At 71.2% G+C, this 25,786-nt stretch carries 28 protein-coding genes; 19 read left to right on the top strand and 9 right to left on the bottom strand.

Annotated elements, in window-relative coordinates; translation table 11 throughout:
- Positions 1-2: 2 nt before the first annotated feature.
- From ACIBQX_RS01390 to ACIBQX_RS01375, 4 genes are all read right to left on the bottom strand, one after another.
- Positions 3-647: a lysophospholipid acyltransferase family protein gene (locus ACIBQX_RS01390; protein WP_397001506.1), complete on the bottom strand. Its 645-nt coding sequence runs from the start codon at positions 645-647 to the stop codon at positions 3-5.
- Positions 648-945: 298 nt separating this feature from the next.
- Complete coding sequence (locus tag ACIBQX_RS01385) at positions 946-1,542, bottom strand: NUDIX hydrolase (protein ID WP_396999372.1); 597 nt, start codon at positions 1,540-1,542, stop codon at positions 946-948.
- Positions 1,543-1,561: 19 nt separating this feature from the next.
- Positions 1,562-1,870, bottom strand: a complete 309-nt coding sequence (locus ACIBQX_RS01380; RefSeq protein WP_396999371.1) for a hypothetical protein — start codon at positions 1,868-1,870, stop codon at positions 1,562-1,564.
- A 111-nt stretch (positions 1,871-1,981) separates the two neighbouring features.
- Complete coding sequence (locus tag ACIBQX_RS01375) at positions 1,982-3,970, bottom strand: HelD family protein (protein WP_396999370.1); 1,989 nt, start codon at positions 3,968-3,970, stop codon at positions 1,982-1,984.
- A gap of 61 nt (positions 3,971-4,031) precedes the next feature.
- On the opposite strand from ACIBQX_RS01375, the gene ACIBQX_RS01370 reads away from it, so the two are divergent.
- From ACIBQX_RS01370 to ACIBQX_RS01360, 3 genes are all read left to right on the top strand, one after another.
- Positions 4,032-4,631 carry a TetR family transcriptional regulator gene (locus ACIBQX_RS01370; RefSeq protein WP_396999369.1) on the top strand — a complete coding sequence of 200 codons (600 nt, stop codon included), beginning with the start codon at positions 4,032-4,034 and terminating at the stop codon, positions 4,629-4,631.
- Positions 4,632-4,771: 140 nt separating this feature from the next.
- On the top strand, positions 4,772-5,173 hold the full coding sequence (locus tag ACIBQX_RS01365) for a four-helix bundle copper-binding protein (RefSeq protein ID WP_396999368.1): 402 nt from the start codon (positions 4,772-4,774) through the stop codon (positions 5,171-5,173).
- 10 nt (positions 5,174-5,183) lie between these two features.
- Positions 5,184-5,342, top strand: coding sequence for a hypothetical protein (locus ACIBQX_RS01360; protein ID WP_396999367.1), 159 nt, complete (start codon positions 5,184-5,186; stop codon positions 5,340-5,342).
- A gap of 63 nt (positions 5,343-5,405) precedes the next feature.
- On the opposite strand, the gene ACIBQX_RS01355 is transcribed toward ACIBQX_RS01360, so the two are convergent.
- Complete coding sequence (locus ACIBQX_RS01355) at positions 5,406-6,299, bottom strand: RNA-guided endonuclease InsQ/TnpB family protein (protein WP_396999366.1); 894 nt, start codon at positions 6,297-6,299, stop codon at positions 5,406-5,408.
- On the opposite strand from ACIBQX_RS01355, the gene tnpA reads away from it, so the two are divergent.
- Together tnpA and ACIBQX_RS01345 are read left to right on the top strand one after the other, a co-directional pair.
- Positions 6,215-6,577: an IS200/IS605 family transposase gene (tnpA, locus tag ACIBQX_RS01350; RefSeq protein WP_397001504.1), complete on the top strand. Its 363-nt coding sequence runs from the start codon at positions 6,215-6,217 to the stop codon at positions 6,575-6,577. The two genes, ACIBQX_RS01355 and tnpA, sit on opposite strands and share 85 nt — an antisense overlap.
- A gap of 155 nt (positions 6,578-6,732) precedes the next feature.
- The gene (locus tag ACIBQX_RS01345; RefSeq protein WP_396999365.1) at positions 6,733-7,455 is read left to right on the top strand and encodes a class I SAM-dependent DNA methyltransferase; all 723 of its coding nucleotides are present in this window, start codon (positions 6,733-6,735) and stop codon (positions 7,453-7,455) included.
- Here the strand turns inward: ACIBQX_RS01345 and ACIBQX_RS01340 are convergent.
- Positions 7,374-8,717: an FAD-binding oxidoreductase gene (locus ACIBQX_RS01340; RefSeq protein ID WP_396999364.1), complete on the bottom strand. Its 1,344-nt coding sequence runs from the start codon at positions 8,715-8,717 to the stop codon at positions 7,374-7,376. The two genes, ACIBQX_RS01345 and ACIBQX_RS01340, sit on opposite strands and share 82 nt — an antisense overlap.
- A gap of 82 nt (positions 8,718-8,799) precedes the next feature.
- Here ACIBQX_RS01340 and ACIBQX_RS01335 point away from each other — a divergent pair, with 82 nt between their 5' ends.
- Entirely contained in the window at positions 8,800-9,294 is a 495-nt protein-coding gene (locus ACIBQX_RS01335; protein WP_396999363.1) for a MarR family winged helix-turn-helix transcriptional regulator, read from the top strand.
- A gap of 5 nt (positions 9,295-9,299) precedes the next feature.
- On the opposite strand, the gene ACIBQX_RS01330 is transcribed toward ACIBQX_RS01335, so the two are convergent.
- Both ACIBQX_RS01330 and ACIBQX_RS01325 read right to left on the bottom strand, forming a co-directional pair.
- On the bottom strand, positions 9,300-10,217 hold the full coding sequence (locus tag ACIBQX_RS01330) for an NAD-dependent epimerase/dehydratase family protein (RefSeq protein WP_396999362.1): 918 nt from the start codon (positions 10,215-10,217) through the stop codon (positions 9,300-9,302).
- A 101-nt stretch (positions 10,218-10,318) separates the two neighbouring features.
- On the bottom strand, positions 10,319-10,963 hold the full coding sequence (locus ACIBQX_RS01325) for a transcriptional regulator (protein WP_396999361.1): 645 nt from the start codon (positions 10,961-10,963) through the stop codon (positions 10,319-10,321).
- Between ACIBQX_RS01325 and ACIBQX_RS01320 the strand changes: the two genes are divergently transcribed.
- Positions 10,962-11,669: an SDR family oxidoreductase gene (locus ACIBQX_RS01320; RefSeq protein ID WP_396999360.1), complete on the top strand. Its 708-nt coding sequence runs from the start codon at positions 10,962-10,964 to the stop codon at positions 11,667-11,669. The genes ACIBQX_RS01325 and ACIBQX_RS01320 overlap by 2 nt on opposite strands.
- A gap of 15 nt (positions 11,670-11,684) precedes the next feature.
- On the opposite strand, the gene ACIBQX_RS01315 is transcribed toward ACIBQX_RS01320, so the two are convergent.
- A complete protein-coding gene (locus ACIBQX_RS01315) occupies positions 11,685-12,263 on the bottom strand; it encodes a dihydrofolate reductase family protein (protein WP_396999359.1) in 579 nt (192 codons plus the stop codon).
- A 227-nt stretch (positions 12,264-12,490) separates the two neighbouring features.
- Here ACIBQX_RS01315 and ACIBQX_RS01310 point away from each other — a divergent pair, with 227 nt between their 5' ends.
- The 12 genes from ACIBQX_RS01310 to ACIBQX_RS01255 all read left to right on the top strand — a co-directional run bounded on the left by ACIBQX_RS01310 (position 12,491) and on the right by ACIBQX_RS01255 (position 25,751).
- On the top strand, positions 12,491-13,342 hold the full coding sequence (locus ACIBQX_RS01310; protein WP_396999358.1) for an ABC transporter ATP-binding protein: 852 nt from the start codon (positions 12,491-12,493) through the stop codon (positions 13,340-13,342).
- Positions 13,329-14,036, top strand: a complete 708-nt coding sequence (locus ACIBQX_RS01305; protein WP_396999357.1) for an ABC transporter ATP-binding protein — start codon at positions 13,329-13,331, stop codon at positions 14,034-14,036. The genes ACIBQX_RS01310 and ACIBQX_RS01305 overlap by 14 nt, the downstream gene beginning before the upstream one ends.
- Before the next feature lie 37 nt (positions 14,037-14,073).
- On the top strand, positions 14,074-15,315 hold the full coding sequence (locus tag ACIBQX_RS01300) for an ABC transporter substrate-binding protein (RefSeq protein ID WP_396999356.1): 1,242 nt from the start codon (positions 14,074-14,076) through the stop codon (positions 15,313-15,315).
- A gap of 9 nt (positions 15,316-15,324) precedes the next feature.
- The gene (locus ACIBQX_RS01295) at positions 15,325-16,188 is read left to right on the top strand and encodes a branched-chain amino acid ABC transporter permease (protein ID WP_396999355.1); all 864 of its coding nucleotides are present in this window, start codon (positions 15,325-15,327) and stop codon (positions 16,186-16,188) included.
- 2 nt (positions 16,189-16,190) lie between these two features.
- A complete protein-coding gene (locus ACIBQX_RS01290; RefSeq protein ID WP_397001503.1) occupies positions 16,191-17,192 on the top strand; it encodes a branched-chain amino acid ABC transporter permease in 1,002 nt (333 codons plus the stop codon).
- A 181-nt stretch (positions 17,193-17,373) separates the two neighbouring features.
- The gene (locus ACIBQX_RS01285; RefSeq protein WP_396999354.1) at positions 17,374-19,242 is read left to right on the top strand and encodes a helix-turn-helix domain-containing protein; all 1,869 of its coding nucleotides are present in this window, start codon (positions 17,374-17,376) and stop codon (positions 19,240-19,242) included.
- A gap of 122 nt (positions 19,243-19,364) precedes the next feature.
- Positions 19,365-20,585 carry a cytochrome P450 gene (locus tag ACIBQX_RS01280; protein WP_396999353.1) on the top strand — a complete coding sequence of 407 codons (1,221 nt, stop codon included), beginning with the start codon at positions 19,365-19,367 and terminating at the stop codon, positions 20,583-20,585.
- A 26-nt stretch (positions 20,586-20,611) separates the two neighbouring features.
- A complete protein-coding gene (locus ACIBQX_RS01275) occupies positions 20,612-21,802 on the top strand; it encodes a cytochrome P450 (RefSeq protein WP_396999352.1) in 1,191 nt (396 codons plus the stop codon).
- A 7-nt stretch (positions 21,803-21,809) separates the two neighbouring features.
- Entirely contained in the window at positions 21,810-23,288 is a 1,479-nt protein-coding gene (locus ACIBQX_RS01270) for a long-chain fatty acid--CoA ligase (RefSeq protein WP_396999351.1), read from the top strand.
- Between the two features lie 72 nt (positions 23,289-23,360).
- The gene (locus ACIBQX_RS01265; RefSeq protein WP_396999350.1) at positions 23,361-24,293 is read left to right on the top strand and encodes a PaaX family transcriptional regulator C-terminal domain-containing protein; all 933 of its coding nucleotides are present in this window, start codon (positions 23,361-23,363) and stop codon (positions 24,291-24,293) included.
- A gap of 76 nt (positions 24,294-24,369) precedes the next feature.
- Complete coding sequence (locus ACIBQX_RS01260; protein WP_396999349.1) at positions 24,370-25,284, top strand: SDR family NAD(P)-dependent oxidoreductase; 915 nt, start codon at positions 24,370-24,372, stop codon at positions 25,282-25,284.
- Between the two features lie 11 nt (positions 25,285-25,295).
- On the top strand, positions 25,296-25,751 hold the full coding sequence (locus ACIBQX_RS01255) for a MaoC family dehydratase (protein ID WP_396999348.1): 456 nt from the start codon (positions 25,296-25,298) through the stop codon (positions 25,749-25,751).
- Positions 25,752-25,786 lie beyond the last annotated feature (35 nt).

The following is a 25,786-nucleotide window of genomic DNA, read 5'->3' as shown; positions in this document are numbered from 1 at the left end:
GGTCAGCCTCCAGTTCGTCGGTTCTTCGCAGGCGGCTCGGCCACGCCGTTGGACGCCTTGTGGCTGGCGGCGTACGTGGGTACGTACTCCTGCCCGGAGAGCCGCTGGATCGCGGCCATGATGTCGTCGGTGACCTGCCGGCGGTCACGTGCGTTGGCGTGGTCGCCGGCGAACTTCAGCGGCTCGCCGATCGTGATGCCGATCTTGGCGGGACGGGGGAACCGGGAGCCGACGGGGAGCACCTTCTCGGTGCCGCTGAGGGCCACGGGGAGCACGGGCGCGCCGGTCTTGAGGGCGAGCCAGGCGACGCCGATCTTGCCGCGGTAGAGGCGGCCGTCGGGGGAGCGGGTGCCCTCGGGGTGGATGCCGAACAGCTCGCCGCGCTCCAGCAGGTCGGCCGCGGCGTCGAGCATGGCCTGCGCCGCGTGGGCGCTCTCGCGGTCGATGGGCAGGCTGCCCCCGAGGCGCATGAACCAGCCGGAGACCGGGTTGCCGGAGAAGTACTCGTTCTTGGCGGCGAAGGTGACGTGTCGTGGCAGCAGCGCGGGCAGCAGGAACGAGTCGAGGACAGACAGGTGGTTGGCGGCCAGGATCGCCGGGCCCGTCCTCGGCACGTGCGAGGCGCCGGAGACGTGTGGGCGGCACATCGCGTGAGCGACCGGTGCGGCGGCGAACTTGACCACTTGATACAGCAACTGGCTCTCCTGGACGATCGTCGGTTCGGCCACCCACCATAAAGCAGGCGCCCCGTCCTCGGACGGGGCGCCTGATACATGTTTAAGGCCGATGTGGCGGTCGCCTCCTCGGCGAGGTGCACAACACGGCTCCAGCCGAACGGTATTCCGTGAAGGCGGTAATTTGCGGCCCGGGGGACACAGACCACATCGGCCATTCGATGCTAACCGACATCCGGCAGGTCGTATTCCATCGGGCCCCAAGATTCGGTCAGGATCGGGTCCAGCGGGGCTGGGTCACGTTGAAGACCCGCAGCTCACGGCCGCGCAGCGCGACCTCGGCGAACTGCCACAAAATCGCCCCGGTCGGCGCGTGGATCACGATCTCGGGGCCCAGCGGCATCTGCAGCAGCCCGTCGCGCCAGCGCGGCACCCCCGGCGCCATGAACCGCTCCAGCGGCACCGCGTGCACCGAGGCCACCTCCCGGGGGTCGCCCACCGGCTGCTGCCGGCCGCCGAAGGCCACCACCGGCGTGATGACGAACCCCGAGTCGGTGACGAAGTCGTCGAGCAGCCCCGCCACCCGGACGCCGCGCACGGCGACCTCCTCGTCCAGCTCCCGCAGCGCCGCCTCGACGGGCTCCTCGCCGTCGTCCAGCCGCCCGCCGGGCAGCGCCCACTGCCCCGGGTTGCGGCCGTGCGGGGCCCTCCTGATGAGGACGGTGTACGGGGTCCGCTCGGCGTCCTGGAGCACGCACACGGTGACGGCGGCCCTGCGCACCCCCTCGGCGGGAGGAACCTGGCGGCGGTCGAAGGCCGCCAGGTTGGCCGTGATCAGGTCGCGTAGCTCGTCGAACGGGGGCAGCACCCGCTCAGGATGACATGGGTCAGCTCATCGAGGTCAGCACCAGATAGCCGAGGACCATGCCGGCGATCATGGTGACGGCGGAGGCGATGGCCGCCCACTTGCCCAGCGTCTCGCCACGGGTGTGGCCGACGATGCCGAGGACGATCCCGGCGATGCCGAACAGGAGCGGGATGAACAGCAGGGCGACCGCCGCGCAGATGAACCCGATGATCGACAGGACGGGGGTGGACTGCGCCTGCGGCTGGGGGTAGGGGGGCTGCTGCTGCGACCACTGCCCCTGCTGGGTGTAGCGGTCGTCGCCTGGGGGTGGGTCGTGCGGGGAGGTCATCGATCGTGCTCCTCTCGAGAACGCACCTGGCGGCGGCCCGCCCGTCTCGTGACGTGAGAAACATCACACACCGAAGTGGGCGGCCTGTCGAGCGAACCTGCCGGACTCGTCTCAGCGGAGGGGCTCCCGGGAGAGCTGCGGCGGCAGGGGCCGGGCGTGCACCACGTCCAGCCGCGACACCGCCCGGGTCAGCGCCACGTACAGCCGGTTGAGGCCGCGCGCCTCCGCCTCGGCGATGGCGGCGGGCTCGCACACCACCACGTGGTCGTACTCCAGGCCCTTGGCCAGTGAGGCGGGCAGCACGCCGAGCCGCCCGGCCACGTCGAGGCCGCCGTCCCACAGCGCGGCCGTCAGCGCGTCGACCTGGTCGTCGGCGGCGATCACCCCGACGGACCCCTCGAACTCCAGTGCCTGCCGCGCCGCCTCCACGACGCCGTGCCGCAGTTCGGGAACGCTGATCAGGCGGACCCGGCCGTCGGCGCGGTGCGAGCGGGTGACGGGCACATCCACCTCCAGCGCGGGCAGCAGCCGTCCGGCCAGCTCCGCCACCTCGGCCGGCACCCGGAACCCCTCGGTCAGCGCGACCAGCCGGCCGTCCGGCTTGCCGAGCAGCTCCAGGTGCGGCGGCCAGGACCGGGCGGCCCACGGCGTGGTGCCCTGGGCCAGGTCGCCGAGCACGGTGATGGAGCCGTGCTCGCTGCGCCTGGCGACGGCTCTGCACTGCATGGGCGACAGGTCCTGCGCCTCGTCCACGATGACGTGGCCGTAGCCGCGCGGCCGCTCCAGCAGCCCGGCGAGCTCGTCGAGCAGCACCAGGTCCGCGGCGGTCCAGCGGGCGCTCCGGTGGCCGCGCGGCGGCCGGGCCCAGGTGATGGCCCGGCGTTCTGCGGGGGTGAGCGCGTCGGCGGGCGCCCGGCCGCTCAGCACCTCCAGCAGCACCTCCTCCGGCCGTACGGCGGGCCAGACGGCGTCCAGGAACGGCGTGACGGCCCTGCCCACCATGCGGGTCCAGGCCGCGGTCGCCGTCCGCCCGCGCGCCTCGGCCTGCCGCCGCACCAGCTCCACCAGCCGGGCGCGCACCCGCTCGCGGCCTGTCGTGTACGGCAGGGCGTCGCGGCGGGTGTCATCGACCAGGCGGCGCAGCACGTCCTCGCGGACCCGCCAGCGGGCCGAGCCGTCCGCCACCTCGACCGGCTCGGCGGGCTTGCGGATGCGTGCGTACAGCGCCTCGCGCAGCACCACGGCCATCCGCGGGTCGTGCTTGACGGCCGCCGCCGCGGGGCTGTCCTCCGCCCGCACCGGCACCGTGGCCAGGAGCTGCTCCAGGGTGGTCTGCTCGACGTCGACCTCGCCCAGCGTGGGCAGCACGGCCGAGATGTGGCCGAGGAAGGCCCGGTTGGGCCCGAGCACGAGCACGCCGCCGCGCCGCAGCCGCTCCCGGTGCGCGTACAGCAGGTAGGCGGCCCGGTGCAGGCCGACGGCGGTCTTGCCGGTGCCGGGCGCGCCCTGCACGCAGATCGACTCCGCGAGCCCGGCCCGTACGAGATCGTCCTGCTCGGGCTGGATGGTCGCGACGATGTCGCGCATCGGGCCGACGCGGGGCCGCTCGATCTCGGCCGCCAGCAGGCGGCCGGTGCGGTCCTCCTCGCCCGCTTCGAGCCGTTCGTCCTCGAACGAGGTCAGCGTGCGGCCGGACCAGCCGAAGCGGCGGCGCACCGCGACCCCCTGCGGATCCCGGGCGCCCGCGCGGTAGAAGGCGCGGGAGACGGGCGCGCGCCAGTCGATCACCAGGGGCGGGCCGCCGCGCTCGCCGCCGATGTGCCGCCGGCCGATGTGGTAGCTGCGCCCCCGGTGCTCGGCCGAGCTCTGCCCGAAGTCGAGCCGGCCGAAGAACGGCGGCCCGTCCGGCTCCTCGCTCAGCTCCTTGGCCAGGCTCTTGAGGTGGCGGCCGAGCCGCTCGGCGCTGTACCGGTCACCGGCCACGCTCTCGCCGACCACGACGTTCTCGCGCGCGTCGCGCAGCATCCGGCTCAGCCCGGCCACACAGCGCTGGACGTACCGCCTCTCCTCGCTGAGTCTCTCCTCGGTGAGCGCGGACATGGCACCTCCCATTAACTCAGTCAATAATTTAACCAGGTTAACACTTTGCTAGAGTGTGCTCATGACGGGACTTCGACAGCTGCAACGGCAGCGCGTGCGGGAGGCCATCTCCGCGGCGGCCATCAGGCTCTTCCTGGAGCGCGGCTTCGACGAGGTGCCGGTCACCGAGGTCGCCGCCGCCGCGCAGGTCTCCAAGCCCACGCTGTTCAAGTACTTCCCGACCAAGGAGGACCTCGTCCTGCACCGCATCGCCGACCATCAGGGCGAGCAGGCCCGCGTGGTGCGGGCGCGCGAGCCCGGCCAGTCGCCGGTGGAGGCGCTGCGCCGCCACTTCCTCGACGGCCTGGCCCGCCACGACCCGGTCACCGGGCTGAACGACCACCCGGAGGTCCTGGACTTCCACCGGATGGTGTTCGGCACGCCCAGCCTGGCCACCCGGGTGTTCCACTACATGGCCCAGGATGAGAAGGCGCTCGCCGAAGCGCTCGCCGAGACCCTCGACGAGCTGACCGCCGGCCTGCTGGCCGCGCAGGTGCTGGCCGTGCAGCGCGTCCTGGCCCGCCGCAACTGGCAGGCCCTCGCCGACGGCGTCCCCCTCGCCGACCTGCGGCCCGACGCCCTGCGCGCCGCCGACCGCGCCTTCTCCCTCCTGCGGACCTGATCTCGTACGGTCTCCGCGCGGGAATGACGGCTGCGGTCCGGACATCCTCAAATTTCGGCCACCCGACCCTATTCGCCCCCGGTACGGGTAGGGCGGCATCGAGACGACGACGGAGCGGACGTAGAGAGGGAGGAACGAGCATGCCGGTACGCGAGATGATCGAGACCTACCCGGCGGACATCAACCTCGACCGGGAGCGCATCGCCGCCACCGTGGGGGCGCTGATCGACTGCGCCCAGGCCTGTACGGCCTGCGCCGACGCGTGCCTGAGCGAGGGCGACGTCGACGACCTGCGCAAGTGCATCCGTACCAACCTCGACTGCGCGGACATCTGCGACACCACGGCGCGCGTGCTGTCCCGGCACACCGGCTACGATGCCAACATCTCCCGCGCCCAGCTGCAGGCCTGCGTCCAGGCGTGCGCGTCGTGCGCCGAGGAGTGCGGCCGGCACGCGCGCGCGCACGAGCACTGCCGCGTCTGCGCGGACCAGTGCCGCGCCTGCGAGCAGGCCTGCCGCGACCTGCTCGCGGTCATGAGCTGAGGAGGAGCCCATGGTGGCTCATGCGGGGGAGAAGGCCCAGAAGACCGGCGTGTTCCACTGCGCCAAGTGCGGTGAGAAGGTGTCGGCGAAGGAAGGGGAGAAGATCCCCAAATGCCCGAACGGCCACACCGAGTTCGACAGCCGCACCCAGGAGCCGGGCAACAATTGACCTCTCCCCGCCATGAATGACGGGGATTCTCCCGCATCGCTGCGGGAGGTTACTGGTTCTGTCCTATGCCGCTTGCGCGGTGAGGGTTTCGAGGGCTGCCCCACGAGACGGTGCCCGTGCTACCTTCCAGCCGCAGCACGGGCACAGCTGGGAGGACGGAAACCAGCGGTCGATCTTTATGACCGTCCGCCCGGACCGCTGGGCTTTGTATTCCAGCATCGCGAGGAAAGCGCCCCATCCGGCGTCGTTGACGCTCTTGGCCAGCATCCCCTTGGCGAGGGCTCCCACCGGCAGGTCCTCCACGTAGATCGCTTGGTTGTCGCGGATCAACGCGGTGGACAGCTGATGGTGGAAGTCTCGGCGGGCGTCAGCGACCTTGGCGTGCTGGCGGGCGACCTTGAGCCGGGCCTTGGCCCGGTTCGCGGACCCCTTCTCCTTCTCCGCGTGCTCGCGCTGGAGTTTCCCCAGTTTGCGCTCCCGGCGGCGCAACCAGCGCGGATTGTCGATTTTCGTGCCGTCGGGCAGGACCGCATACGCGGTCAACCCCACATCGATGCTGCTCTCGTCCTCGGTCTGTGGAAGCGGGATGTCGATGCTCTCCACGACGAACGACGCGAAATAACGCCCGGCCGCATCCTTGATGATCGTGACCGAGCCTGGATCGGACGGCATGGCGCGCGACCAGCGGACTTCGACCTCTCCGATTTTCGGCAGGACCAGACCCCGGTCGGCGACCTTGAACCGGGCGTTCTTGGTGAACCGGATCGTCTGGCGGTGGTCTTTGCCCGAGCCAGCGCATTGCGCTGCCCAGCGTCCGGATACACCCGGTAGTTGTAACGAAGCCGCATGAGGCAGAATCTCACCTCGGATACATTTGGTTTCTGGCCGAATACGATGACATCCGGACCGGAAGGCACTGGGCTTTCGTCCTGCACGCCTATTTGGTTCTCGTGACAAAATGCCGACACAAGGTCTTCACCGAAACCCACCTACGACGCATGGAAGAAATCATGCGAGACGTGTGCACGGACTTCGAGGTCGAGCTGCACGAGTTCAACGGCGAGGACAAACACGTCCACCTCCTGGTGAAATTCCCGCCCAAGGCTGCCCGGTCCGAACTCGTCAACTCACTCAAGAGCGTCGCCTTACGGCGGATGCGCCAGGAGTTCCCCGGACTGGCCCGCCACTACTACCGGGCGAACAAGCTGTGGTTGGCGCAAAACCGGCCGGTCTGAGCCGGACAGACGTCGATTCGCCTGACGGCGAATCGACTGCTCCTGCCCCGCTACGCGGGACGGTCTCCTTCACCCCCGGCCTGAAGGCCGGAGCACTACGGACAATTCCGGTAGCCGTCTGATTCGGTCGGGGCCGTGGGATACGATGCCCGGCCATGATCGAACCGGACTTCGTGCGTACCACCCGTGACTCCTACGACGCGGTCGCCGCCCAGTATGCCGAGGCGTTCAGCGCGACCCTGGAGACCGCGCCGCTGCAGCGGGCGATGCTCGACGCCTTCGCCGCGCTCGTCCGGGGCGGCGGGCCGGTCGCCGACGTCGGGTGCGGCCCCGGGTATGCGACGGGTCACCTGCACGCCCTCGGCGTGGACGCGTTCGGCGTCGACCTGGCCCCGGAGATGATCGCGCTGGCTCGTCAGGCGTACCCGGGGCTGCGGTTCGAGGTGGGGACGATGGCCGCGCTGGACGTGCCGGACGGCGCTCTCGGTGGGGTCCTCTCGCGGTACTCGATCATCCACACCCCGCCGGAGCGGCTGCCGGAGATCATCGCGGAGTTCTCGCGGGTGCTCGCTCCAGGTGGTCATCTGATGCTCAGTTTCGTCGCACATGACGAGCCTGCCGAGCCGGCGGAGGCGTACGACCACCGGGTGGCGCTCGCCTACCGATGGTCACCCGACCGGGTCGCCGGCCTGCTGGGTGAGCACGGGCTGGACGAGGTGGCCAGACTGGTGTACGCCCCGGGGGAGGACACCGTGCGCGGGTTCCCGGCCGTCGACCTGCTGACCCGCAAACCGGCTCAGGCGATCGCGGCGGCGGGCGAGGCCGGTGAGGCGGGCGGGATGTTGTGCGTGACGCCGAACGCGTTGAAGGGGTCGTAGCGGCGTTTGACGGTGGTCAGCCGTCGGTGGTCGGCCTCGGTGTAGGCCTCCGCGGTCCGGGTGGGGTCGTGCAGGAAGTTCAGGAACGCGCCGCCGCTGGTGTGCGGGCGCAGGGCGTCGGCCAGGGCCGGGGACGCGGTGTCGGCGATCACTGACAGCCGGGTGGCGCGGTGGCCGGCCGGGCCGGCGCCGGGGCCTGGGCGGCCCATGATTCCGCCCCAGTGCCGGATCTCCACGGCCGGTCCGTCGTCCGGCCCGGCGACCCGCATGATCGCCGCGATCGCCTCGTCCGGCAGCTCCTTGAGCAGCTCGACCTGGGCGGGGGCGGTGCCGCCCAGGGACGCCTCGGCGTACGGCATGGTGCGGAATTCCTCGGTGAGAGCCGGGCCCGCGGTCCGCCACAGCGGTCGTAGCAGCCGCCGGGCCTGGCCGGCGTCGCCCGCGTACATCGCCTTGAGCTGCAGGACGCGGCGGCCGCGCACCGGAGCGGGCAGCTGAGGATCGTCGGGCATCGAGGTCAGCACCAGCGCGGTGCTGAGCTCGTCGGGCAGGCCGGCGAGCAGGTCGCGGTAGCGGGTCACGATCTCGCCGGCGCGTTCGGCCGGGAAACAGGCGGTGCCCGCGACGACCCGGGCCACCGGGTGCAGCCGGAACTCCAGCGAGGTCACCACGCCGAAGTTGCCGCCGCCGCCGCGCAGCGCCCAGTGCAGATCGGGGTGGCTGTCAGGAGTGGCGGTCACGAGCCGTCCGTCGGCCGTGACGACCTGGGCGCGCAGCACGCTGTCGGCGGCGAAGCCGAACGCGCGCGACAGCCAGCTCAGTCCCCCGCCAAGGGTGTAGCCGGTCACGCCGACGTCGGCGTGCGACCCCGACAGCGGGGCCAGGCCGAACGGCTGGGCGGCCGTGATGACCTGGCCCCATCGGGCGCCGGGGCCGACGCGGGCGACGCGCCGGCGCGGATCGAGGAACCCCCGGTCCATCCGGGAGGTGCGCAGCAGCAGGCCGCCGTCGCAGGGCGCGTGGGTGCCGTGCCCGGTCGCCTGCACGGCCAGCGGCAGGCCGGCGTCCCTGGCCGCCACCACCGCGGCCTGTACGTCCTGGACGCCGCTCGCCTCGGCCACCAGCGCGGGTCGTGGGTCGACCGGCGTGAACGCCGAGCGCCGGAGCCGGTCGTATCCGGCGTCGCCGGGGAGGTGTAAGGCGCCGTCGAAGCGTGCGCGCAGCCGGCGCTCGGCGGTGGAGGTGCTCCCTGATCCGGTCATGATGGGGCTCCCTGTCGGATGGTCGGGTGTGCCGGGGTGTTGAAACTCACGATATACTCACGATCATTGATAGTCAATGATCGTGACTAAATTTCGGAGGATCCCCATGGGCGTCACCGACGAAGGCCCGGACCTGGGCATGCTCACAGGTCAGCTGATGCGCGCGATCCAAGAGGAGCTCTTCCGCGCCCTCGCCGAACAGGGACACCCCGAGGTGAGCCCGCGGCACGGATCCGTCCTGGCCTTCCTCGACCCGGGCGGCATCCGCGCGACCGACCTGTCGGCCAGGTCCGGCCAGCACAAGCAGATCGTCGGCACCATCACCGACGAGCTCACCCGCCTCGGCTACGTCACCCGGCGGCCCGACCCCGCCGACCGCCGCGCCAAGCTCATCGTTCCGACCGACCGCGCCCTGGACGAGATCGCCAAGGTCCGCGCCATCATCGCCGCCATCGAACAGCGCTACGCGGAGGCTCTCGGCGCCGACCGGTACGCCGCCTTCAAGGCCACCCTCCAGCAGCTCACCCGCCACCAACGCGCCAGGAACAAGGCCGCCACGCCACCTGCGGCGACCTGACCGGCCTACGGCGCGGCAGCGCGCAGGCCGGCACCGGCGATCCACTCGACGACGGAGTGGTGCCGGGGACTCCAGCCGAGAAGATCGCGTGCGCGGGCGCCGCGCACGCGGCTGTTGGAGCCCAGGGCGTGCGCGGCGAATCCCGGGTCCCAGAGGTTGCCGGGGGAGGAGGGGTCCCAGGGCCGCGGGGCGGGCATGCCGAGGGCGCCGGCCAGGGCCGAGGCCATCGCACCGAAGGACTCCTCACCGCTCTCGACGAAGTAGAACGTGCCGGCAGGGGACTTCTCCAGGGCGAGGGCGTACAGGTCGGCCAGGTCGTCGACGTGGACGTTGGACCAGATGTTGCGGCCCGCGCCGACGTGGCGGACGACGCCGTCCGAGTGCGCCTGGCGGATCAGCGCGTCGATCAGCACGCTCTGGCGGCCCGGAACCCTGCCCTGCCCGTAGACGAGGCTGTTGCAGAGCACGACCGAGCGCACGTCCTGCTCGGCGGCGGCCAGCACCAGCCGGTCGATGGCGACGCGTGCCGCGCGGACCGGATGGTCCGGCACCCAGCCGGCGAGGGCGTCCTCGCCGAACACGTCCTCCGATCGTTCGCCGGTCGTGCCGGTGGCGACGAAGCCGGAGCCGCTGGTGTGGAGCAGGGGCTTGCCCGAGCCGGCCAGGGCGGTGACGAGGGTTTCGACGGCGCCGCGATGATCGCTGTCGGCGGCGTTGACGACGGCGTCCGCGCGGCGGGCCAGCCGGGCGAGCGACTCCGCGTCGTCCAGGGTGCCCACCACCGGCTCGATGCCCAGGCCGCTGAGGGCCCCGGCCCTGGACTCGTCGCGGATCAGGCCGGTGACGGCATGGCCGGATTCGATCAGCCGCGCGGCGACGGTGCCGCCGATGAGGCCGCTCGCGCCGGTGACGAAAATGTTCAAGGAAGGTCCTGTTCGCCGGTTCGGGTGTAAGACGAGGAGATCCTCACCCCGGCTTCCCTCAGGGGGCAAACCCTGTTGCCGAACCGGCAAAGGCGGGCTGCTCAGGCGACGTGGGTGGCGAGGTGGTGCAGGGCGCGGGCGGTCGGGGTGTCCGGGTCGGCGGTCATGAACACCACCTGCTGGTCGTCGTCCGGAACCGTGAGGATGTCGCAGTTGATGTGGAGCCGGCCGAGCTCGGGATGCGTCATCGTCTTCGTCCGATGGCCGGGCGCGCGCACCGGGTTGGTGGCCCAGATCTCGTCGAACTCCGCGCTGCCCGTCCGGAGCTCGGCCAGCAGGACGGCGAGGGCCCTGTCGCGGGGATAACGGTCGGCGGCGGCCCGCAGCCGTGCCACCGCGATCTCGCCGAAGTCCTCATGGCCCGTGGTCAGCACCTCATCGCGGTCCAGGAAGCGCCGCCGGGCCAGGTTGGGCCGGCTGCGGAGGTCGCCGAGCAGCGCTTCGGCGAGCGGGTTCCAGGCGATCACGTCGTAGCCGGCCGCGGTGACGACGACCGCGGTGCCCGGGATGCGGTGCAGCAGGCCCGCCACGTACGGCTGGACCTCCCGCGGCGGTCCGGCGGGCGGCTCCGGAGCCACGCCGGCCAGCCGGAACAGGTGCGTCCGCTCGGCGGGCGCCAGCCGGAGCGCGCCCGCCAGAGACTGCAGGATGCGCGGCGACGGGCGCGGCGGCACCCTCGACGGCATGGACAACTCGATCGCATTGGTCACCGGCGCCAACAAGGGCATCGGCAAGGAGATCGCGCGCCAACTCGCCGGCGCGGGCCTCACCGTCTACGTCGGCTCGCGCGACGCCGGGCGCGGCGAGCGCGCCGCCGAGGAGATCGGCGGCGACGTCCGGCCGCTCGTCATCGACGTCACGGACGCGGCCGGCGTCGCCGACGCCGCCCGGCAGGTCGACACGCTGGACATCCTGGTCAACAACGCCGGAATCTCCGGCGCTGACCAGACCCCGGACCACGAGGACCTCGACACCCTCCGCCGCGTCTACGAGACGAACGTCTTCGGGGTCCTCACGGTGACCAACGCCTTCCTGCCCGCGCTGCGCCGGTCCGCGCACCCCCGGATCGTGAACGTCTCCAGCGGCACCGGCTCGCTGACCTGGAGCACCGGGCCGCAGTTCCCGCATCAGGGCGCCTACGCCGCCTACCGGTCGTCCAAGGCGGCGCTGAACGCCCTGACGGTGTACTACGCCCACACCCTGGCGGACGAGGGCGTCAAGGCCAACGTGCTCGCTCCGGGCCTGCGCCGGACCGACCTCAACGCCCGTGCCGCCGCCGGCGGCGGCGACCCGGCCGAGGCCGCGGCGGGCGCGGTCCGGCTCGCGCTGCTGCCTGACGACGGGCCCTCCGGCGAGTTCTTCTCCTGGGACGGCACGCCCGTCCCGTGGTAGGGGACGCCGCGCCCGCTAACGGCGGACCCGGTAGAGCAGGTGCAGCACCCGGTCGCCCTGGATCACCACGTGCGGGTCCTCCAGCAGGTGCTGGGCGTCGACCGACCCGAAGTAGCGCTTGCCCGAGCCGAAGACCACGGGCACGACGTCCATCGCCACCTCGTCCACCAGGCCGAGACCGAAGGCCTGACCGCCGACCTCGCCCGCCGCCACGGCGACGGTGCGCTCTCCCGCGAGCTCCCTGGCCTTGGCGATCGCCTGGGTCACGTCGTCGACGAAGTGGTAGGACGCCTCAGGGTGCCATCCATCGGGCTTGGGCCGGTGGGACACCACGACGACGTGCTCGCCCGTAGGCGGCGACCCGTCCCAGCCGTTGGTCATGTCGAACAGGTGACGCCCGATCACCATCGACCCGATATTCGCCCACAACGGCCGGACGTAGTCGGCCGAGGTCCGTGAGACCTTTATCCCGCCGCCGTCGACGAGGTCGACGTCGCCGTTGAAGTACCAGTCGAACAGCGGGCCGATCTCATCGTTCGCGTCGGCGATGAAGCCGTCCACCGACACGACGTTGTGCATCACTACGGTGCTCATCACATCTCCTCCGTGCTCCTTGCCTGTCCTTTCACCCATGCGTCGATCGCGCGCCGCCGGAATCGACACGGCTCCGGGGAATTTCTTCCTCATGTGCCCGGCCTCATAGCGGGCCGCCGGAATATGTGCCGGAGTCACCTGGTCCATTGGCCCGGATGACACCTAGCGTTCACGGTTACGGCGGCCCGGGCGCGGCTCAGGTCCCGCCTGACGCGCGAGGAGGGCGCATGGGAGTAGATCCGACGGGGAGCGGGCACGGTGTCGCCCCGGGCGGATCCGTCCCCGCTCAGCCCGTCCCCGCTCAGGCCGTTCCCGGTCAGTCCGGACCCATTCTGAAGGTGCGTGGGCTGAGCAGGGAGTTCCGCGGCTTCCTGGCCGTGGACGGCGTGGACCTGGACGTGGCCGAGGGCGGCGTGCACGCGCTGGTGGGTCCCAACGGGGCCGGCAAGACCACCCTGTTCAACCTGCTGACCGGCTTCCTCAAGCCGACCGCGGGCAGCGTGGTCCTGGCGGCGCGCGGAGAGCTGGCCGGGCGGAGCCCCGAGGCGATCACCCGGCTGGGCGTGGCGCGCTCGTTCCAGATCACCAGCCTGTTCGCCGAGCTGACCCCGCGCCAGCACGTGGAGCTGGCGCTGGCCAGCGGCACCGGCCTGGGCTGGCGGTTCTGGCGCTCGGACCGGGCGCTGGCCCGCTTCACCGGACGCGCGGAGGAACTGCTCGACGAGGTCGGGCTGGCCGGCCACGGCGAGGTCCAGGCGGGCTCGCTGCCGTACGGGAGGAAGCGCGCGCTGGAGCTGGCGCTCGCCCTGGCGCTGGAGCCCCGGGTGCTGCTGCTCGACGAGCCGACCGCCGGGATGGGCGTGGAGGACGTGGACCGCACCATCGAGCTCATCCGCAAGATCCGCGCGGGCCGCACCGTGGTCCTGGTCGAGCACAACATGAGCGTGGTCGCCAGCCTCGCCGACCGGGTGACCGTCCTGCAGCACGGCAAGGTGCTGGCCGAGGGTCCGTACGCCGAGATCCGCCACGACCCGCGGGTCATCACCGCCTACCTCGGAGACTCCCATGTTGATCGTTGACCGGCTGTCGGCGTGGTACGGCGAGGCGCAGGCGCTGCGCGAGGTGTCGATGCGGGTCGACGAGGGCGAGATCGTCACGCTGGTCGGCCGCAACGGCGCCGGCAAGACGACGCTGCTGCGCTGCCTGATGGGACTGCACGGCTCGTACGGCAGGACGACGGGCACGATCTCGCTGTCCGGGGAGGACGTCACCGGCCTCGGCCCCCACCGCAGAGCCCGGCGCGGCCTGGGCTTCGTCCCGGACGACCGGGGCATCTACGCCACCTTGTCGGTGGAGGAGAACCTGCTGCTGCCGCCCGTCAACAAGACCGGCTCGGAGCCGTGGCCGCTGAAGCGGGTGTACGAGACGTTCCCGGCGCTGCGCGAGCGGCGGCGCTTCCCCGGGACGAAGCTGTCGGGCGGCGAGCAGCAGATGCTCGCGCTCGCCCGGGTGCTGCGCACGGGCGCCCGGCTGCTGCTGTGCGACGAGCCCACCGAGGGCCTGTCGCCGCTGATCGTCCAGCAGATCGGCGAGATCCTGCGCGAGGTCAAGGCGGCCGGGGTGACCGTCCTGCTCATCGAGCAGAACGTGCACTTCGCCGCGACCGTCGCCGACCGCCACTACCTGCTGGCCGAGGGCCGGATCGTCGAATCGCTGGACAACGAGCAGGTCCGCGAACGCGAGCACGAGCTGCTCGATTACCTCGGAATCTGACGACGGCCATGATCGTGGAAATAGAGGAGATGCCTGAATGAGAGTCACGGGCTGGAGCGGCTGCCTGGCCGCCACGGGGTTGCTGCTGACCGGGTGCGCGGGCGGGCCGGGAGGCGGCGGCGGGAAGATCAGTGACGACAAGGTGGTGCTGGCCGTGCTGAACGACCAGTCGGGCATCTACTCCGCGACCTCCGGCAAGGAGACGATCGAGTCCGTCAAGATGGCGGCGGACGACTATCGGGCCAAGCACGGTGACAAGGCGGTGGCCAAGGAGATCGTGGTGGAGGCCGCCGACCACCAGAACAAGCCGGAGATCGCCAACTCCAAGGCGCAGGAGCTCTACGACCGGCAGCAGGCCGACGTCATCCTGGACGTGCCGACCTCCTCGGCCGCGCTCGCCGTCGCCACCGTCGCCAAGAACAAGAAGAAGGTCTTCATCGACGTCGGCGCCGCCAGCACCGAGCTGGAAGGCAAGTCGTGCAACAAGTACACCTTCCACTACAGCTACAACAGCTACATGCTGGCCCACGGCACCGGCACCGAGGTCACCAAGGACGGCGCGAAGAACTGGTACATCGTCTACCCCGACTACGCGTTCGGGCAGGACATGCAGAAGACCTTCGGCGAGGCGATCAAGGCGGCCGGCGGCAGCGTGGTCGAGTCCGACCCGACGCCGTTCCCCAACGACAACTTCGCCACGTTCCTGCTCAAGGCGTCGAACCTGGACCCCAAGCCCCAGGTGCTCGGCACCATGCAGGCCGGCGGTGACCTGGTCAACCTGGTGAAGCAGTACAACGAGTACAAGCTGCGCGACAAGGGCGTGGGTCTCGCGATCGGGCTGCTGGGCCTCACCGACATCCACTCACTCGGCCCGGACGCGCTGGCGGGCACCCGCTACACCGACTCGTGGTACTGGAACACCGACGACAAGAGCCGCGCCTGGGCCGACAGGTTCCAGGCCAAGACCGGCAAGCGGCCCACCGCCAACCACGCCGCCAACTACTCGGCCGCCCTGCAGTACCTGGAGGCCGTCCAGCGCGCCGGCACCGACAACTCCGACGAGGTGGTCAAGCAGCTCGAGGGCTACAAGGTGGAGGACATGTTCGCCCGCAACGGCACCATCCGCGCCCAGGACCACCTGCTGCTGCACGACGCCTACCTGGCGGAGGTGAAGCCGTCCGCCGAGGTCAAGGAGCCGTGGGACTACGTCAAGATCCTCAAGACCATCCCGGCGGCGGAGGCGTTCCAGCCGCAGCCCGACCCCGCCTGCAAGCTGTAGGCGGCCGGCGTGCTCCAGCAGGCGTTCAACGGGTTGGTGGGCGGGGCGTTCTACGCCCTGCTCGCCCTCGGCCTGGCGGTCATCTTCGGGATGCTCGGCGTGGTCAACCTGGCTCATGGCGCGTTCTACATGCTGGGCGCCTTCGGGGCGTTCATCGCGCTCGACTCCTTCGGCCTGAACTTCTGGGCGGCCCTGCTGCTGGTGCCGCCGCTGCTGGGCCTGGCCGGGGTCGTCCTGGAACGGTTGTTCATCCGCCGGCTGACCCCGCTGGACCCCCTCTACGGCTTCCTGTTCACCTTCGGGCTGGCGCTCATCCTGCAGGACCTGGTGAAGCGGGAGTACGGGGTGAGCTCCCAGCCGTACCCACGGCCGCCGGAGCTGGGCGGCACGATCGACCTGGGGCTGTTCACCTACCCCGCCTACCAGGTGTTCGTACTGGCGGTGTCGGCGCTGGTGTGCGTCGCGGTGTGGGTGGTCCTCACCCGTACCCGCGTCGGGATGATCGTCCGGGCCGCGACCGAGCGGCCCGAGCTGACGCGGGCGCTGGGCATCGACGTGGGCCGGTGGGTGACCCCCGTGTTCGGCTTCGGGGTCGCGCTGGCCGCGTTCGCCGGGGTGCTGGCCGCGCCGATGCGGGCGGTCAACCCGCTGATGGGCGCCGACCTGATCATCACCGTCTTCGCGGTGGTGGTGATCGGCGGTCTGGGCTCGGTGTTCGGCTCGGTCGCCGCCGGGTTCGCCGTCGGGCTGGTGTCGGCCCTGGGGAACCTGTACGTGCCCGCGCTCTCCCAGACCATGGTGTTCATCCTCATGGCCGCGGTGCTGCTGTGGCGCCCGGCCGGGCTGTTCGGACAGCAGGAGGCGTTCCGGTGATCATGTCCAGGCTGGCCCGATCGGGCCGAGGCGGGCTGCTGCTCCTGGTCGCCGGGCTGTTCGCGGCCCTCGTCCTGCCCTGGATGATCTATCCGCCGGTGGCGCTGGACATCGCCTGCTGGGCGCTGTTCGCCGCGGCGGTGGACCTGCTGCTGGGCTTCACCGGGCTGCTGTCGTTCGGGCACGCCGCGTTCTGGGGCGGATCGGCCTACTGCACCGGCCTGATCGCGCTGCACACCGGGCTGCCGTTCCCGGTTGCGATCCTCGGCGGCGCGGCGTTCGCGGCACTGCTGGCGCTGCCGATCGGCTATCTGTCGGTACGGCTCAGCGGCATCTACTTCGCCATGGTCACCCTGGCCTTCGCCCAGATGACGTACTTCATCGCCAACCAGTGGCGGGACGTGACCGGCGGGGAGAACGGCCTGCAGGGCATCCCCCGGGAGCTGTTCGGACTCGACCTGTCCGACTCGTTCTTCTTCTACTACGCGGGCCTGCCGTTCGTGCTGGCCGGGCTGTTCGCCGCCTGGCGCATCGTACGCTCGCCGTTCGGCCGGGTGCTGGTGTCCATCCGCGCCAACCCGGACCGGGCGCGCGCCCTCGGCTACCCCGTCGACCGCTACCGGCTCCTGGCCTTCGTCCTGTCCGCCGCGCTCTCCGGGATGGCCGGGGGAGTCTTCGCCATCGGCCACGGCTTCGCCTCACTCGAGGGCGTCTACTGGACCACCTCCGGGCAGGCCGTGATGATGGTCATCCTCGGCGGGATCGGCACGCTGTGGGGCGGCGCCATCGGCGCGGCCCTGGTCGTTCAGCTCCAGGACTTCCTGGCCACCGCCGGGTTCGCGGAGACCGGGATCATCACGGGCTCGATCTTCATCGTGGTCGTGCTGCTGTTCCGCCGGGGCATCTGGGGAACGGCCCGGCACCTGCTGGCCTCCCGGCGGGCGGCCGCCGAATCCGGAGAGGTGGCCGCCGAACCCAGGAAGTCCGTCGACACCCCTGCCTGACCGTCGAGCCGTCCGCTCGCCGCCGCCTGGATTCGCGCTCCCCAGGGTCTTGACTATTGCTCACTGTGGGTGCGCGAATGCTACAACGATGGACAAAGTCATCGATCACGCGGCGGTCGAACGGCGTCCGCATCATCGGACGAGTCCTGCGGACGAGCCCGCGTGGACGGGAGCAAGGGTTGTGAACAGGCGCAGTTTCCTCCAGCTTCTCGTCGACGAGGCACCGCTGCCCCACTACGACGAGGTCCTGCACGACGCGGTCGCGAACGCCGCCTCACCCGCCGAGGTGGCGGACCTGCACGCCGAGCACACGCTCGCTCTCCAACTCCGCGACACGCTGGAGAAACGGCGCAGCCGGCAGGAACAGCAGCGGGCGCTGGTCGAGTGCGCGAAGGAGCTGGCCGAGGACCGCAGCGACCCCGACACGATCCTGAGCCTGATCGTGAGTCAGGCGCAGCGGCTGCTCGGCTGCGACATGGCGTACCTGAGCCTGAACGACAACGCGGCCCGGGTGACCTGCATGCAGGTGATGGTCGGTGCGACCTCCTCGGCCTGGAGGGACGTGCGGATCCCGTTCGGGATCGGCATCGGCGGCCGGGTCGCCGCCACCGGCACGCCCTTCTCCACGCCCGACTACTTCAGCGACGAACGGCTGACGCACGATCCGGTCGTCGACGCCTCGGTCAGGGCGGAGCGGCAGCTGTCGATCGTCGGCGTACCGTTGCGCACCAGCGCCGTCATCGGGGTCCTGTTCGCCGCCAACCGCACGCCGGGCTGGTTCTCCCACGACGCCATCGCGCTCCTGGGCTCCTTCGCCGCCCTCGCCGCGACCGCCATCGAGCAGGCGCGGTCGAGGTATGACCGGGATCAGACCCTGACGGCCCTGCGGCAGGCGAACGAGGCTCTCCGGCAGCGTACGGTCGACCAGGAGAGGGCGGTCGCGGCGCACGACCAGAGCATGGCCATCGTGCTGCGGGGCGGCGGCGTGCAGGAGGTCGTGACCGCGGCGGGTGATCAACTCGGCGGCGTGCTCGCCATCTTCGACGAGTTCGAGACGCCCGTCGCCTGGACCCCCCGGGCGCCCGAGGAGGTCCTGAAGGCGATGTCCGTCGCGGCGGGCGGCGCGCACGACGGGGCGTACTGGGTCACCGGCCTGGTGGCCGGCACCGAGAATCTCGGCACCCTGGTCTGGGAGCCACCGGTCGCGTCCACCGAGGTCGGCGACCTGGACAGGCGGCTGCTCGCCCGCGCGGCGGTCGTCGCCTCGCTGCTCCAGCTGTTCAGCCGCAACCTCGCCGCCGCGGAGGCCAGGGTGCGCGGCGAGCTGCTCGACGACCTCCTCACGCCCACCCCGCGCACGTACTCCTCGCTGGCCGAGCGCGCCCTGCGGATCGGCTACCAGCCCCAGAAGCGGCATGCCGTCGTCGTCGCGCACATCCGGGCGGAGAACCGGCAGAGCCTCGCCTCCGTGGCGTCCGATCTCGCCGCCGCGAGCGACGGCCTGAGCACGGTACGGGACGGTCAGGCGATCCTGGTCATCCCCTCCGACGATCCGTCGCTGACGGGCCGCCGGACAGCCCGCTCGATGACCATGCGGCTGGGGTCGCCGGTCACGGTCGGCGCGGCGGGACCGGTCGACGATCCGGCCGACCTGCCCGCCGCCTACGCGGAGGCGCTGGCGTGCGCGCAGGCCCTGCTCCGGCTCGAACGGGTGGGCGTCGCCGCCACGGCCGCCGACCTCGGGTACGCCGGACTGCTGCTGGGCGACGGCGCGTCCGCGGTCCGGTTCGTGGCGCGGACGCTGGGACCGGTCATCCGGCACGACGAACAGCGCTCGACCGCGCTGATGGAGACGCTCGAAGCCTACTTCGCCACCGGGCAGAGCCTCGTCGCCAGCGCCAAGCGGCTGCACATCCACCCGAACACCGTCACCCAGCGCCTCGACCGGGTCCGGCGCCTGCTCGGCATGGACTGGAACAGCCCGGATCACACCCTGGAGGTGCAGCTGGCGCTCAGGCTGCACCGGCTCGGCCGCGAACTCGACGACTGACGACTCGACGCCCGGGGCGATGAGTGTCGTGTTCGTTGACGATCGATGACATAAATGTCTATTGTTCTGGGGGTGGCGTGCCCCTGCGCCGCGCCTTGCCGACACGCCGAAAGGGAGTCGTGATGACCGCGCCCCACCAGGACGCCGCCCCGGATCGCGAGCTCACGCACGACTTCGACCCGCGCGCCCCCGAGACCTTCACCAGCGCCCACGCGCTCTACAAGGAGATGCGCACGAGCTGCCCGGTGGCGCACAGCGACACCTACGACGGCGGCTTCTGGGCGCTGTTCCGGCACGAGGACGTCAAGCACGTCCTGGAGAGCCGCGACGTGTTCACCACGTCGGTGCAGAACACGGTGCCGAAGTTCGCCTTCACCGGCAGACGTCCGCCCCTGCACTTCGACCCGCCGGAGCACACCGCCTACCGCAAGGTGATCAACCGCTTCTTCACCAGGGAGAAGATGGCCGCGATCGAGCCGCGGGTCCGGCAGTACGCGGTTCAGCTCCTGGAGCCCCTCGTCGAGGCCGGCGAGGGGGACGTCTCGGTGGACTATGCGCAGAAGTTCCCGGCGCACGTGTTCGCCGCGTTCTTCAACCTGCCGACGGAACTGTCCGCGCTGATCAAGGAGATCAGTGCCGAATATGTGGCGGCTATCCAGATCGTCGACACAGAAAACGTCGTACGTCTGAGCCGGAGACTGTACCAGATCGCCCAGGCCGTCATCGACGAGCGCGCCGGCAGCCCGATGGACCCTCGCGACGACCTGACCAGCGCCCTCATGGCGGCCGGGTACGAAGGGCGGCCGCTGCCCGCCGACATGATCCTGGGCTGTGTCCGGCAACTGCTGGTCACCGGCATGGTGGCGCCCAGCGTCTTCATCGGCAACATGTTCGTGCACCTCGCCGGCGACCCGGAGCTCGCGGACCTGCTGCGCGCCCGCCCCGAGCGGATCCCGGCGGCGGTCGAGGAGTTCCTGCGCCTGTACGGCCCCTATCGCGGCATGGCCAGAACGGCCCGCCAGGACGTCGAGATCGGCGGCCGGCTCATCAAGGCCGGCGAGCCGATCGCCCTGGTCTACACCTCGGCCAACCGGGACGAACGGGTCTTCCCCGACGGCGAGAGCTTCCGATTCGACCGGCCGAACCTGGCCCGGCACCTGGCGTTCGGCGGCGGCGTCCACACCTGCCCGGGGGCGCCCCTGGCGCGCATGATGCTCATCACGACGCTGGAGGAGGCGCTGGCCAGGACGGCGTCGTTCGAGGTCGGCGGGGAGATCGTGATGGCCCGCTGGGCGGAGTGGGGAACGAACTCCGTTCCGCTGCGGTTCACGCCCGCCGCCTGAGATTCCGGCTCTGACGAAGGAAGGTCATGACGCAGGACGACTTCGACCCGTTCGAGGCGGAAACGGCCGGCGAGAGCCTCGACATGTACGCGCGGCTGCGGCGGACGTGCCCGGTGGCGCACAGCAGTGGCTACGGCGGGTTCTGGGCGCTCACCCGGCACGCCGACGTGGCGGCCGCCGCGAGCGACCCGGTGACGTTCATCTCCTCGGTTCGCGCCGTCGTGCCCAGCGACCCGCGCGGCCTGCGCCGCCCGCCGCTGAACTACGACGCGCCGGCGCACACGCCGTACCGCAGGGCGCTCGACCGCACCCTGCAGCGGGCCCGGATCGAGCGGCTGGAGCCGAGGCTGCGCGCGCACGCGGCGCGTGAGCTGACCCCGCTGATCGAGCGCGGCGGCGGTGACATCGCGCAGGAGTTCGGCGCGCAGTTCCCCGCCTGGGTCACCACCGAGTGGCTCAACCTCGACCCGGAGATCGCCCCCGAGCTGGCCACGACGGCGGCCCGGTGGGTGCGGGCCTGGCGGTCCATGGACGGCCCGGTGGTCAACGAGGCGAGCGAACGCATGTACGGCATCGCCCGTGACCTCGTACGGGACCGGCGTGCCGAGCCGCGGCCGGTGGAGGAGGACCCGGCCAGCTCGCTGCTGGCAGAGCGGCCCGACGGGCGGCCCCTGGAGGACGAGCACATCGTCGGGGCGCTGCGCCAGTGCCTGGTCGTGGGCATGGTGGCGCCGCCGATCCTGCTCGGCTCCATCTGCCGGCACCTGTCGCAGGACCAGGCGTTGCAGGCGCGGCTGCGCGAGCGGCCCGAGCTGCTGCCCGCGGCTCTGGAGGAGTTCCTGCGGCTGTTCACGCCGTACCGCGGCTTCGCCAGGACCGTCTCCCGGGAGATCGAGCTGCACGGCCGGCGCATCCGGCCCGGCGAGCCCGTCACGCTCGTGTACGCCTCGGCGAACCGCGACGAGGAGGTCTTCCCCGACCCGGACGCGTTCGTCCTGGATCGCCCGAACATCACCGCGCACCTGGCCTTCGGGCGCGGGCGGCACGCCTGCGCGGGGATGCCGCTGGCGCGGCTGTCGATGCGCGTCGCGCTGGCGGAGCTGCTGCGCCGTACGTCCAGGTTCGAGGTGAACGGACCCGTCGAGAACGCGCGGATGCCGGAGATCGGCGCCGTGTCCGTCCCGATCCGGCTGGAGCCGGCCCCGAACGAGGAGTGATCGACGCATGCGCAACCAAGGCATCGGGGCCTGGCCGCGGCGCCGCGCCCGCAGGACCCCCGGGAAGGCGGCGGTCGTCCACGACGGCCGGACCTGGACGTACCGGGAGCTGGACGATCGGGTCACCAGGCTCGCCCACGTGCTGCGCGGGATGGGGGCCGGGCCCGGTGACCGGGTGGCCTACCTGGGGGACAACCATCCGGCCTTCCTGGAGTCACTGTTCGCCGCCGCCGCGCTCGGGGCCGTGTTCGTGCCGCTGAACACGAGGCTGTCGGCCGAGGAGCTGGCGTACATGCTGGCCGACTCCGGCGCGGCCGTCCTCGTCAGCGGGCGGGCGGACGACTTCGGCCTGCCCACGCTCCGGGTGGGCGAGGACTACGAGCGTCTCCTGGAGTCGGCCGACGGCACGCCGCTGGACGAGCCGGTCGCACCGGCGGACCCGTGCATCGTCATGTACACCTCCGGCACCACGGGTCGGCCGAAAGGGGCCGTGCTCACTCACGGCAACATCATCTGGAACTCGCTCAACGTGCTGGTCGACGTCGACCTGACGGCCGACGAGGTCACGCTGGTGACCGCGCCGCTGTTCCACACGGCGGCGCTGAACATGACCTGCCTGCCCACGCTGCTCAAGGGCGGCCAGGTGCTGGTGGAGGCGGCCTTCCGGCCGGAGCGGGCGCTGGAGCTCATCCAGCGGCACCGGGTGACGCTCCTGTTCGGGGTGCCGGCCATGTTCGACTCGCTCGCCGCCGCCGATGGCTGGCGGGAGGCCGACCTGTCATCGGTGCGCACCCTGCTGTGCGGCGGCGCGCCCGCGCCGGAGGCGCTGATCCGCACCTACCTGGCCCGCGGGCTCGCCTTCGTGCAGGGGTACGGGATGACGGAGGCGGCGCCGGGTACCCTCTGCCTGGACCGGGCGATGAGCCACCGCAAGGTGGGTTCGGCGGGCGTGCCGCACTTCTTCACCGACGTCCGGATCGTCCGGCCGGACGGGACCGACGTGGAGCAGGGCGAGCCCGGCGAGGTGATCGTCCACGGGCCGAACGTCATGGCGGGCTACTGGGGACGGCCGGAGGAGACCCGGGCCGTGCTGACGGACGACGGCTGGTTCAGCTCGGGCGACGTGGCGGTGGTGGACGAGGACGGCTACGCGTTCGTGGTGGACCGGATCAAGGACATGATCATCTCCGGCGGGGAGAACATCTACCCCGCCGAGGTCGAGAACGTGCTCTACGAGCATCCCGACGTGGCCGAGTGCGCGGTGATCGGGGTGCCGGACGAGAAGTGGGGCGAGGTGGGCAAGGCCGTCGTGGTGCTCAAGGAGCGTGCCACACCGGACGCGGCCGCGTTACTGGCTTACCTGGCCGGACGGCTCGGCAGGTACAAGGTGCCCAAGAGCGTCGAGTTCGCTCCGGCGCTGCCTCGGGGCGCATCGGGGAAGGTGCTCAAGCCCCAGCTCCGTCGTGAGTACGCCTCCGGCGCGTAGCATGGTTAAATCGTTCGCTCGCGACGAATCGATAACGCACGTAGACAGAACCGTCATACGTATACTTCATCTGTGACTGACGGTGAATGGCCAGAGCCAGGGGATGTCGACCTTCCGCGCTTCCAGGTGGGCGCGCCTCCGCAACATCTCATCACGACACTGCTCGGCGACTACTGGTTCCGCCGGGCCGACCAACTGCCCTCCGCCGCGCTGGTGCGGCTGACCGAGGAGTTCGGCGTCTCGGCGGTGGCGGCGCGGGCGGCGCTCAGCCGCCTGGCCAGACGGGATCTGCTGGAGTCGTCCAAGGTGGGGCGGCGCACCTACTACCGGCTGACCGACCGGGCGTCGGCGGTGCTGTCGGAGGGACGGCACCGCATCATGTCCTTCGGCCTGGACCGGGGCGCCTGGGACGGCACGTGGGTGCTGGCGGCCTTCTCGATCGCGGAGGAGCAGCGGGACCTGCGCCACTCCCTGCGGACGAAGTTGCGCTGGCTGGGGTTCGCGCCGCTGTACGACGGGCTGTGGGTGTCGCCGACGGCGGACGCCGGCACGGCGGCGGCGGAGCTCACCGAGCTGGGGGTCGCCACCTCCACGGTGTTCCTGGCGGGCGCGCCGCAGGTGCCCGGGCTGCGGGCGCCACAGGAGGCGTGGGACTTCGGCCTGCTGCGGCGCAACTATGAGGAGTTCGTCGCGCGTTACGCGCCGCTGCTCGTCCGGGTGCGCAACGGCGCCGTGGGGGCGTCCGAGGCGCTGGTGGCGCGCACGGGGATCATGGACACCTGGCGGACGTTCCCCAACCTCGACCCCGGCCTGCCGGTGGAGCTGCTGCCGGCCGACTGGCCACGGGCCGCCGCCCGCGACGTCTTCGTCGAGATCTACGACACTCTCGGGCCGCTCGCCGAGATCCGCGTCAAGCAGATCGTGGCGGAGTTCGAGCCCCGGCTGGCCGAACTGGTCGCGCACCACCGCACCAGCACGATCTTGGCGGCCACTGAGTCAGCATAAAACGATACATATCATTGACGATCGACATCAGATTGCCCTACATTGGCGCTGGAGAGAGCGTGAGAGAGGGCTGTCGATGGAGAGTGCGGGAATCACCGGCAAGGTGGCGGTCGTCACCGGAAGCGGGCGCGGCCTGGGGCTGGCCTACGCCAAGGCGCTGGCGGCCTCCGGGGCCGCGGTCGTGGTCAACGATGTGGATCCGGCCGCGGCCGAGGCGGCGGTCAAGGAGATCGTCGCGGCGGGCGGCAGCGCGGTGGCCGAGGTGGCCGCGGTGGGTGACACCGAGGCGGCCGAGCGGCTGGTGGACCGGGCGGTCTCGGAGTTCGGCCGGCTGGACGTGATGTGCACCAACGCCGGCATCCTGCGCGACCGCGTGCTGTGGAAGATGTCCGACGACGACTTCGACGACGTCGTCCGGGTGCATCTGCGCGGCACGTTCACCTGTGTGCGGGCCGCCGTGCGGCACATGCGCGAGCGCGAGGGCGGCGGCCGGGTGATCGTCGCCGGCTCGCCCGCGGGTCAGCGCGGCAACTTCGGCCAGACGAACTACGCCGCCGCCAAGGCGGGCATCGCGGCCATGGTCCGCACCTGGGCGATGGAGTGCGCCAAGGCGGGCGTGACCGTCAACGCGGTGATCCCGAACGCCGCCACCGAGATGACCAAGAGCATCCCGGCGTTCGCCCCGCACATCGAGGCGCTGGAGAAGGACGGCGTGCCGCTGCCCGACTCGCTGCGCAAGGGCATCGGCTTCGGCACCGCCGAGGACGTCGCCGGCCTGGTCGTCTATCTGGCGAGCGACGCCTCGGCCCAGGTGACCGGCCAGTGCGTCGGGATCGGCGGCGACCGGCTGTCGCTGTGGTCCCACCCGCAGGAGATCAGCGTCGCCTACCGCGACGGCGGCTGGCCCGCCGCCGACATCGCCCGGGTGTGGGCCACCTCCGTGGGCGCCCGCCCGGAAACCTATGGCATCCCCGTGCCGGACCTGGACTGAAGGAGCATCCCATGCCTCACACCGTCAACGGCATCGACGAGATCAGGGCCCTGGCCGGCGTGGACCTCGGCGCCACGGAGTGGATGGAGATCACCCAGGATCGGGTGAACACCTTCGCCGACGCCACGGACGACCATCAGTGGATCCATGTCGACCCGGCCCGTGCCGCCGACGGCCCGTTCAAGGGTCCGATCGCGCACGGCTACCTCACTCTGTCGCTGCTCATCCCGCTCTTCGGCCAGTTGCTGGAGATCGAGGGCATCGGCATGGCCGTGAACTACGGGCTGAACAAGGTCCGTTTCCCCGCGCCCGTCCCCGTCGGCGCGAAGATCCGCCTCACCGGCCGGGTCGCCGGGGTCGAGGACGTCAAGGGCGGTGTTCAGGCGACGCTGGACTTCACGGTCGAGGTCGAGGGCTCGGGCAAGCCCGCCTGCGTGGCCCAGACCGTCTACCGGTTCCTGTCGTGAACCCTTCGCCGGGAAAACGGACCCTCTTGTATATA

The organism is Nonomuraea sp. NPDC049714 (assembly GCF_044465295.1).
Lineage (GTDB): Bacteria > Actinomycetota > Actinomycetes > Streptosporangiales > Streptosporangiaceae > Nonomuraea.
The sequence above is the reverse complement of the archived record's forward strand: the minus strand, read 5'-3'. Positions and strand labels throughout refer to the sequence as shown.